Genomic DNA, 8,270 nt, shown 5'->3' with positions numbered 1-8,270 from the left:
CGCGCTTTAAGAGAAGCTAAAAAACAAGGTTGTGAACTCGTAGAAATCAAACCTACCGGTGAACTGCTTATCTATCTTAAATCCGATATTCCAATACCAAATTCAGTTAACCACCCAGACAAACTTTTAGATTTGTCAAAGAATGAATATTACGAAACCGCACTCTCTAAGATGTAAAATACCATGCCAAAACCACGTCCTCCTCATCTCGTTAAACAAATTACTCAACATGGCAAAATTGTATGGTATGTACGTATTGGTCATGGCAAACGCATTAGAATACGCGGTGCCTATGGAACGCAAGAGTTTGTTGATAACTACAAAAGCGCACTTGCCGAGTTACAAGGACTGATACTTCCTAAATCAAAAACTGGTAAACTTGTTGAAGGTTCATTTGCATGGCTGCTTAAACAATACTTTAACAGCTCTAATTGGCATAATCTTGCTAAAGGAACCCAAGAACAGAGAGAACGTATCCTTATAAAGGTATGCGATACAATAGGCAACGTTCCATACCAAATAATTGATAAAAAACATATCATAGCCGGCGTTGAACGGCGGAAAGAAACGCCAGCAATGGCTAGAGAATTTCTGAAAGCCCTTAATGGGCTGTTTAATTGGGCAATTGATCAAGGTCTTTTGGAGAATAATCCGACTTTAGGAGTCAAAAGACCATCTACCAAAAATAAAGACGGCTTTCCTGTTTGGACAGAAGAAGATGTTGAGAAATATTATCACAAATGGCATCATGGTACCCATGAACGTGTCTGGATTGATGTTCTTTTATATACGGGCTTGCGTCGTGGTGATGCGGTTCGCATTGGCTGGAAAGATGTCAAAGATAATATCATCCATCTCAAAACAGAAAAGAGCCAATTTAAAACAGATGTTTTTCTTCCTATTTTACCGGAATTAGCCAAAACGCTTGAAGCTGGTCCTATTGGTGATGAAACATTTATTTGTGGTAAATACAGCCAAAAATTACACAAAAATAGTTTCGGAAGTGTATTTTACAAGGCATGTACTCAAGCAGGTATCAAAAAATCGGCGCATGGATTGAGAAAATTAGCAGCAACACGCGCAGCTAATTCTGGTGCAACAGTATCACAATTGAAAGCATTATTTGGCTGGACAAATGATAATATGGCATCTCTTTATACAAAGAGTGCAGATCGTAAAAAATTAGCCTTAGAATCTATAAAAAAGCTTCAAAAAAATGAGGGATAGGGGCAAAAAAACGTAATAGAATCAAGATTCACCTATTCCCTCACTATTGCAGTAATGTATTGATTTAATAGAGATAGATTACTCTGTTTCAGCATCACTCTCATTAAAAGACAAAAGATTAAAACTTTGGACCATATGAGGCGGTAAAGGTGCAACAATATCCAATATTCCTCCTGAAGGATGAGGAATACGAATACGACGTGCATGAAGATGAAGACGGTTTTGAATTCCTCCTGGTAATGTCCAATTACTATCAGAAAAAAAATACTTTGTATCGCCAATGATCGGATGATCCATATAGGCAGCATGCACACGAAGCTGATGTGTTCTCCCTGTATAGGGTTCCATTTCAAGCCACGAAAGAGCCCGCCCTCGCGTATCTAAAACGCGATAGTAGGAAACCGCATGATGTGAATCTGGCTCCCCATGTTCACAAACACGCATTTTATCACCTTGTGCAGTCATTTCCTTAACCATCCACGTTGAAATTTTGTCCTGCTTTTTTTTAGGCACGCCCCGAACCAACGCCCAATAAGTCTTTTTTGTTTCTCGCGCTCTAAAAGCAGCTGTTAAGGACTGAGCCGCTCCCCTTGATCGCGCAACAATAAAGACACCCGACGTCTCACGATCAAGACGATGAACCAAACGCGGCTTTTCACCTTTTTTATTGCGCCATACCTCAAGCATACTATCCATATGACGTGTTAAACCAGAACCTCCTTGTACAGCCAACCCAGCTGGCTTGTTAAAAACAAATACCTTTGGATCTTCATAAAGCAGCATTTTTTTCAAAACGGTTTCATCATCCTGCCCACGAAGTGTTTTATCCGTTATTGAAAGATTTTCCTTGTCACTAATAGGGAGAGGTGGAATACGAACAGCTTGCCCCATACAAAGACGCGTATCGGCTTTAACACGTCCACCATCAAGCCGTATCTGACCAGAACGCAACAATTTCTGCAAAGCTCCAAAACCAAGTCCTGGATAATGCACTTTAAACCAGCGATCTAAGCGCATTCCATTTTCATCTACCTCAACTTTTTTTATTTCTACGCCTGCCATGAAAATTCCCTTACCTGTTAATTTTCTCTGCCCAAAATTTTTTACCTGATAATTTTATTGATCTGTTTTGCGCCTTTATAAACACAAAAATTCATATTTTAGTTGGCTTTATCACACCATATTACAGTTAGTATCCAAAATTGCCTTTTCTTAACGGTCAAATTCTATTAGCTAAAAACTAAGCGTTATAAAAATCAACAGCCTTTACGCTTAATAGCGAATGGAGATAATTAACCGTGTCCTTATTCAAAACCTATGCACGTGTTCTCACTTACCTAAATAGAGAAAAAAATGCATCTCTTTTAATCTGTACCGCTAATGTTATATTAGCTATTATCACCATTGCAGAACCTATTTTATTCGGACGTGTTATTGATTCTATTTCAGAAAAATCAGCTATCATTCCTACTCTTACCCTTTGGGTTTGTTTTGGACTTTCACATATTATTGCTTATGTCCTTGTTGCTCGCGGTGCTGACCGCTTAGCCCATAGACGCCGCTTAACGGTTTTAACGGAATCTTTCGAACGTATCATTGCCATGCCTTTAATTTGGCATCAACAACGTGGGACTTCCAACGCACTCCATACACTTTTGCGCGCAATAGATTCCATGTCAACCATATGGCTTGATTTTATGCGCCAACACCTCTCAACACTTGTCGCCTTATTGGTTCTCATCCCCATAGCGTTTAATATGAATTGGCGTCTTTCAATAGTCTTGGTTGTGCTTGCCATCATCTACGTATTAATTGCACGTTTAGTGATGCGAAAAACAAAAGACGGACAAGCCGCTGTAGAATGCTACCACCACAACCTTTTTAAACATGTCAGTGATTCAATCTCTAATGTTTCCATTGTACAAAGTTATAACCGAATAGAAGGAGAAACTTCTATACTGCATCAACATACAAATGCTCTGCTTAAAGCACAAAATCCTGTTCTCAATTGGTGGGCGCTGGCCAGTGGCTTAAATCGAATGGCTTCAACAATTTCAATCGTTTGTGTTCTTCTCCTTGGAGCTTTTTTTGTTGCAAAAGGTCAATTACGAGTAGGTGAAGTTGTTGCTTTTGTTGGATTTGCACAACTCATGATTAGCCGTCTAGACCAAATGAGTAATTTTATTAATTGTGCAATATCCTCACAAGCAAAACTGCAAGAATTTTTTGAAATGGAAGACTCAACCTTTCATATCAACGAACCGCAAAATCTTCCTTCCCTTCAAAATGTTAAAGGCGCCATACAATTCCATCACGTGACCTATAAATTCCCAAATTCTTCTCAAGGTGTTTTTGATGTTTCCTTTGAGGTTAAAGCAGGACAAACTGTTGCGATTGTAGGACCAACAGGGGCTGGGAAGACAACATTGATCAATCTGTTGCAGCGCGTATACGACCCTGCCTTTGGGCATATCTCCATTGATGGAATAAATATATGCTCGATCAATCGCGAATCTTTACGCAAATCTCTAGCAACAGTATTTCAAGACTCGGGTCTTTTCAACCGTACTATTCATGACAATATTTCAATAGGAAAAACGAGCGCAACGAATGAAGAACTTTATGAAGCAGCAAAATTAGCAGAAGCTCACGATTTTATTCTAAAAAAAGCTGATTGTTATAACACAATAGTGGGCGAACGAGGATCTCAATTATCAGGTGGAGAAAAACAGCGACTAGCAATTGCACGCGCTGTTTTAAAAAATGCCCCTATTCTCATTCTAGATGAAGCAACAAGTGCTCTTGATGTTGAAACAGAAGCACGTGTCAAAGATGCTCTCGATTCCATACGCCATAACCGCACTACTTTTATTATAGCACATCGCCTCTCAACAGTACGCAATGCTGATATGATACTCTTTCTGGAACATGGTTACTTAATGGAAAAAGGAAACTTTCAAGAATTGATCGATAAAGGAGGGCGTTTCTCTAAATTTTTAAAGGCAAGTGGTTTAACAATCAAACCACCAGAAAGAGAAGGAGAAAATGTTATCCCCTTACACGAAGCCATAGCATCATAAAAATGATACTCTTCATAAATCTTATGCAAAAAAATCCTCCTCAATACAACAAGAGCGCTTGTATAATGCAAGTAAAAAGATTTCTAAAAATGCCACAATCCATTTCAGGTATTTAAGACAGATATTAAAACAATTTAGTATTTTCTCTGCTATTGCAATTTTACTAGATTGGGACAAAAATATTGCCCTATATCTGTGCGTATTAACGAGTATACACTCTCATTTAGGGAAAATATAAAGATGTAAAGGTAAAAATAACTTCCAGTTTTACCGTCTTCTTTTAACTCAGCTTTACGAATTTCAAAACGAACTGAAGCAATAGCTTTTTTAATAATGAATATTATGTATTGCTTTTTGTTTATCACGTTCTTTATAATCCTCTCATAAAGAACAGAATGTCATTGTTTTGCACATTCATATGGCTTTTTTAGAAACATTTCTCAATGCTCCTAAGCCCATTTCACAACGACATCCATGAGTGATTTTGATTAATTTAACATACACAGAATTTGAAACGATAAATTATCATTATAAATCAATATATTAAGATAATCTCATCATAATAAATTAGACATTAATCTAAATCTTTAGATTTGTGTAACATTCCTTTGATTTATATTGATAATTCATTATTTTATAACTTGAAATAAAGATTTATAAAGATAGGAGAATATTCTTTTCAAGACCTTTTAATGATAAATAAAAAAACTGTTTGCTTGTACATAACAAGCAAAATGAAAACAATATCTCTAAGATACAACAACTCTTTTATAAGCCTTTTCAAGGAAAGGGATTTTAGTTATTTGAAAGCTAATAAAATAATGACAGCTTATAACTTTATAAGGATAATCGTATGCAATAAATCTTGTATTATCCCTTTCATAAAAAGAGATATTTCTTCAAAAAAATCTATAGGAGCAACACAATAACTAGTCTTCTTAGTAAAAGAATACACAGCAAAGCATGAAGTGCTGCATAATCTATTTTGTCTTTACAATTGGATTTTCCCCCAATTACGCTGTATCTGATTTCAGCAACACACTAGATAGATATTCGTGATACTTAGACGCCAACCCAATATAAAAATGTAAGAAACACCTATGCAGAATGATTTCATTCTTTAATTTTTTCCAGAAAATCTTTTAGTGCCGCAAATGCCTCATCAGCTTTGTTCCCCTCAGGACCACCAGCCTGCGCCATATCAGGACGGCCACCTCCACCTTTACCACCAAGCATACCTGAAAGAATACGAACGAGATCAACAGCATTTAACTTATCCGTTAAATCATCCGTAACGCCAACAACAGCACTCCCTTTTCCATCCTCTGAGACACTAATAAAAGCAACCACTCCAGATCCGATTTGTTTTTTCTCAGAATCGACGAGCGCCTTAAGATCCCGTGGTAAAATATTTTTAACAACGCGTCCGGTAAAAGAAAGCCCTTTAATGATGGTAATATCACCTTGGCTCCTTTCTGTTATTCCACCACTCAACATCATTTTCTTGCGTACATCATTCAATTCTTTTTCAAGTTTACGACGATCATCAAGCAAAATTCGCACCCGTTCTTCCACGCCAGCAGAAGAAGTTTTTAAAAGATCAGCAATTTCATGAATACGTTCATCTTGGCGGCTAAGATAAAGACGTGCTTCTTTGCCTGTTAAAGCTTCAATACGCCGCACTCCAGCTGAAACAGAACTTTCAGAAAAAATATGAATCAAACCAATATCACCTGTTCGCTCCACATGTGTGCCTCCACAAAGCTCTATTGACCAATGCTTTTTTAATCTTCGCTGTTCAAGTGGCTCCCCCATAGAAACAACGCGAACTTCATCACCATATCTCTCACCAAATAATGCCATTGCACCTTCAGAAATTGCATCATCTACAGCCATGAGGCGCGTTACCACTCTACTATTTTGCAAAATAATCTCATTTGCTAAATCTTCTATTTTTTTCAGTTCTTCTGGTGAAACGGATTTTGGATGAGAAAAATCAAAACGCAACCGATCTGGCAATACAAGAGAGCCTTTTTGTGTAACATGAGATCCCAAAACTTGTCGTAAAGCTTCGTGTAACAAATGGGTAGCAGAATGATTTCCACGAATTTTTTTACGACGAACAACATCAACGTTTAATTCTACACAATCAGACCTTGATGCCTGACCAGATTTCACCACCCCAATATGGATAAAAACACCATCACCCTTTCTTTGGGTATCATGCACCTCAAAAATAAAATTTTCACCAGAAATGATCCCACTATCACCAACTTGTCCACCAGATTCACCATAAAAAGGTGTTTGATTAACAACAAGCATAGCTTTCTGACCTAAAGAAATATGATCAACCAGTTTACCATCACACACGAGAGCTGTAAGAATGCCTTTAGCCGTTTCTGTTTCATAACCCAAAAATTCTGTAGCCCCCACTTTATCACGAACAGAAAACCAGATCTTTTCTGTTACAGCTTCCCCAGAACCAGACCAATTGGCACGCGCTTCCTCTTTTTGACGTTCCATCGCTTTATCAAAAGTATCAACATCAACAGATATTCCACGACGCCGCAAAACATCCTGCGTTAAATCAAGCGGAAAACCATAGGTATCATAAAGCTTGAAAGCAACTTCACCATTTAAATGATCTCCTTCTTTAAGATCGGTACTTGCTTCATTTAACAAACCAAGTCCTCGTTCAAGCGTTTTACGAAAACGTATTTCTTCTAACCTTAAAGTTTCTGAAATCAAAGATTCAGCACGCACCAATTCAGGATAGGCCTGTCCCATTTCGCGGTTTAAAGCAGGCAAAAGTCGCCACAATAAGGGCTCTTTAGCACCAAGAAGATGCGCATGACGCATAGCACGACGCATAATACGACGTAAAACATATCCTCTTCCTTCATTAGAAGGAAGCACACCATCAGCAATCAAAAATGCAGATGAACGAAGATGATCAGCAATGACACGATGACTGGCAATAAAATCACCCTTTGCCTCAATCCCTGTAATTTCTTCTGATGCAGCAATTAATGCACGAAAAAGATCAATGTCATAATTATCATGAACGCCCTGTAAAACAGCAGCAATACGCTCTAATCCCATACCGGTATCAATAGAAGGATGAGGCAAATCAACACGTTTTTCCTGAGAAATCTGCTCATATTGCATAAAAACAAGATTCCAAATCTCAATAAAGCGATCGCCATCTTCTTCCATACTTCCAGGAGGACCACCCCAGATTTCATCGCCATGATCATAAAAAATCTCCGAACAAGGACCACAAGGTCCTGTTTCTCCCATCGACCAAAAATTATCAGCCGTCGCAATACGGACAATTTTTTCATCTGGAAGACCTGAAATTCTACGCCACAGTTCAGCAGCAACATCATCACTATGGTAAACTGTCACCAACAATTTATCTTTTGGTAGGCAAAATTCCTTCGTTAAAAGATTCCATGATAAAAGAATGGCTTCTTCTTTGAAATAATCACCGAAAGAAAAATTACCCAGCATTTCAAAAAATGTATGATGGCGTGCCGTATAACCAACATTATCAAGATCATTATGCTTTCCACCCGCACGAACACATTTTTGTGCCGTTGTTGCCTGCTTATAAGGAGGTTGTTCAAGTCCAGTAAAAACATTTTTAAACTGCACCATCCCTGCATTTGTAAACATAAGTGTAGGATCATTTCTCGGAACAAGCGGACTAGAAGAAAGAACTTTATGCCCATTACGATGAAAATAATCCAAAAATATTGACCGAATATTATTAACACTATTCATACTGACACCTGCTCAATACAGCACAAAACCATAAAAGAAAAATCCCCCTCATTAAATATCCTCTTCGCCAAGCATGGAGTCAATTTAATCAAAGAATGGAATATTTGTTTTAAAAAATTGAGAAAAAAATGACTGTGTATTTAAAAACTCAAACAAAAAAACAGAAAAAAATTATAG

The 8,270-nt window shown here is 37.7% G+C and carries 4 protein-coding genes; 2 read left to right on the top strand and 2 right to left on the bottom strand.

Annotated elements, in window-relative coordinates:
• Positions 1-183: 183 nt before the first annotated feature.
• Positions 184-1,227 (top strand): tyrosine-type recombinase/integrase, encoded by a 1,044-nt coding sequence (locus tag ACFIKB_RS08195; protein ID WP_375647666.1) that lies wholly within the window; start codon positions 184-186, stop codon positions 1,225-1,227.
• Positions 1,228-1,305: 78 nt separating this feature from the next.
• On the opposite strand, the gene ACFIKB_RS08190 is transcribed toward ACFIKB_RS08195, so the two are convergent.
• Positions 1,306-2,289, bottom strand: a complete 984-nt coding sequence (locus ACFIKB_RS08190) for an RluA family pseudouridine synthase (RefSeq protein ID WP_375635852.1) — start codon at positions 2,287-2,289, stop codon at positions 1,306-1,308.
• Positions 2,290-2,525: 236 nt separating this feature from the next.
• On the opposite strand from ACFIKB_RS08190, the gene ACFIKB_RS08185 reads away from it, so the two are divergent.
• Complete coding sequence (locus ACFIKB_RS08185; RefSeq protein ID WP_375653246.1) at positions 2,526-4,307, top strand: glucan ABC transporter ATP-binding protein/ permease; 1,782 nt, start codon at positions 2,526-2,528, stop codon at positions 4,305-4,307.
• A 1,113-nt stretch (positions 4,308-5,420) separates the two neighbouring features.
• Here the strand turns inward: ACFIKB_RS08185 and alaS are convergent.
• Positions 5,421-8,093, bottom strand: a complete 2,673-nt coding sequence (gene alaS, locus ACFIKB_RS08180) for an alanine--tRNA ligase (RefSeq protein WP_375653244.1) — start codon at positions 8,091-8,093, stop codon at positions 5,421-5,423.
• Between the last annotated feature and the right edge of the window lie 177 nt (positions 8,094-8,270).

Origin of the sequence: Bartonella sp. MR110HLJHH (assembly GCF_042194225.1) — a bacterium.
GTDB classification, from domain to species: domain Bacteria; phylum Pseudomonadota; class Alphaproteobacteria; order Rhizobiales; family Rhizobiaceae; genus Bartonella; species Bartonella grahamii.
Note: the sequence above shows the minus strand (reverse complement) of the source record. Positions and strands in the feature narration are given on the sequence as shown.